Raw genomic sequence first — 1,840 nt, 5'->3', positions numbered from 1 at the left:
TGATGATCCTGCCGGTGCCGCCGGGGCCCGACGGCACCGGCAGGATCATCAACCGCGGCAAGAGGAACGACGCCGTGCCGGGCCCGGGAGCCGCAGGCCTCGCAGGCGCAGCCGTGAAGCAGGTGACAGGGGGCGGTGCGGGAGCAGGCCCCCGGAAACCGGTCTGCTCCCGCCGGCTCCGCCGTTCGTCCCCGCGTCCCGCGGTCCTTCACGGCCGGTCCTCCGGCACGCCGCTTTGGCAGCACCCTCCCGGCAGGAGGCCGAGGGGGACACGACCGCGCCGGGGGTGAACTGTGCGAGAAGCGCCTCGGTGTTCCCGCCGCGCGGCACGGCTGCCGGACACCGCCGGACCACGGGCGTCGCATGCCGCGGCCGGACACGCGGGCCGGGCGGACCGGGGGCGCGGTGAGACGTTCTGCCGCTTCCGCCTGTCAGGGGATCGGCCTGCCCGGAAAACCGGAAAAGGGGACGGGCAGCGGGGCTGTTCCCGGCTGCTGCGGGTGCGGGGGCTTGCGCTTCCCGGCAGCGGGAACCGTCCCGTATCCCCTGCCGGCGAGGGATACGGCGGGGCCGGCCCGCGCACACGCGGGCGCACGGCGGGCTACAGGCCGCGGTCCCAGTCGGGCAGGTGCAAGTCCATGTGCTCCAGCAGCGCACGCTGGTGGGCGATCGCGGCACGCTCGAACTCCCGGCGCCGGCCCTGCGCCAGCGCCTGCGCCATCGGCTCGTGCAAAGCGATCTGCTCCTCGAACCCCTCGCCCGTCAGCCAGCTCGGCACCTGCTTGCCGGTCACCCACCGCTCGTACGCCTTCTCCACCAGCGCGGTGTGCACGCTGGAGAACAGGCTCGTCAGAAACCGGTTGCCGGCCAGGCGCACGACCTCGACATGGAACACCGTGTCGGCCGCGATCCACTCCGCCGCACTCCCCCGCGCCTGCCGCAGACCCTCCAGCGCCCGCTCCAGCGGCTCCAGGTCCCCGGCCCGGTGCGCGATCGCCTGCCGCCCCGCCGTCAGCTCCAGCAGGAACCGCAGATGCGCCGCCTCCCCGACCGAATCGGGCTCCAGACGCAGCATCAGCTCAATGCTCGTGTCCACCATGCTCGCCGGCCGGCGCAGCACGTACGCACCGGAACCCGGCCGGATCGTCACCAGCCCCTGCACCGCCAGCGACCGCAACGCCTGACTGACCGTCGGACGGGAACTGCCCACCAGCTCCGCCAGCCGCCGCTCACTGGGCAGCCGCTCCCCCTCGGCCAGATCCTCGTCCACGATGTAGGAGCGGATCTGCTCCGCGACCCGGTCCGCGACCCGGGACACCGGCTCGATGCGGAACGCCCCGCCGCCCTCTCGCGCACCCGTCGACCGGCGCTCCGGCACTGCCATCGCCACTGTGCTCCCACCAGCCGCAACCCGACCTGTCACACCCGCACCCTCATGCACCGAGCGCGGCCATCCGGCCATGATAAATACCCCCGCCCCACCCCCGGACCACACGCCGCGGCCACCGGCCACGGCAAGCACCGTCGCGGTACTAGGGGCCGCCCAGCGGCTCGATGTCGGTCCGCACGGGGTGGCCCCAGATCCGTACCACCTCGTAGTCGGTGAACTCGTGCACGAGCCGGTAGGCCGTCGCGGCGCGGGGCGCCCGGCGCTGGGCGGCGATGAACAGCTCCGCCTCGCGCCGGTCCCGGCGCGGGGTTCCGCACAGCTGCCACTCCCGGCCGTTCCACATCTCCGGCAGCCACCGCTGCTGGGGCTGCGGCCGGTCCTCCCGCACCCCGTAGCGGGAGGGCGTGCGGGCGGTGCGCTCGGTGCGGGGACTGTTTCTCATACACACCT

The 1,840-nt window shown here is 74.0% G+C and carries 1 protein-coding gene and 1 pseudogene; both read right to left on the bottom strand.

The window, feature by feature from the left end; translation table 11 throughout:
* Positions 1–601 precede the first annotated feature (601 nt).
* Positions 602–1,384 carry a FadR/GntR family transcriptional regulator gene (locus tag CCN35_RS27030; protein ID WP_067397735.1) on the bottom strand — a complete coding sequence of 261 codons (783 nt, stop codon included), beginning with the start codon at positions 1,382–1,384 and terminating at the stop codon, positions 602–604.
* Between the two features lie 148 nt (positions 1,385–1,532).
* Positions 1,533–1,840, bottom strand: a pseudogene (locus CCN35_RS27025) (hypothetical protein); the annotation flags it as partial.

Source organism: Streptomyces thermovulgaris, from assembly GCF_002155915.1.
In the GTDB taxonomy this organism is placed as follows: domain Bacteria; phylum Actinomycetota; class Actinomycetes; order Streptomycetales; family Streptomycetaceae; genus Streptomyces; species Streptomyces thermovulgaris.
Note: the sequence above shows the minus strand (reverse complement) of the source record. Positions and strands in the feature narration are given on the sequence as shown.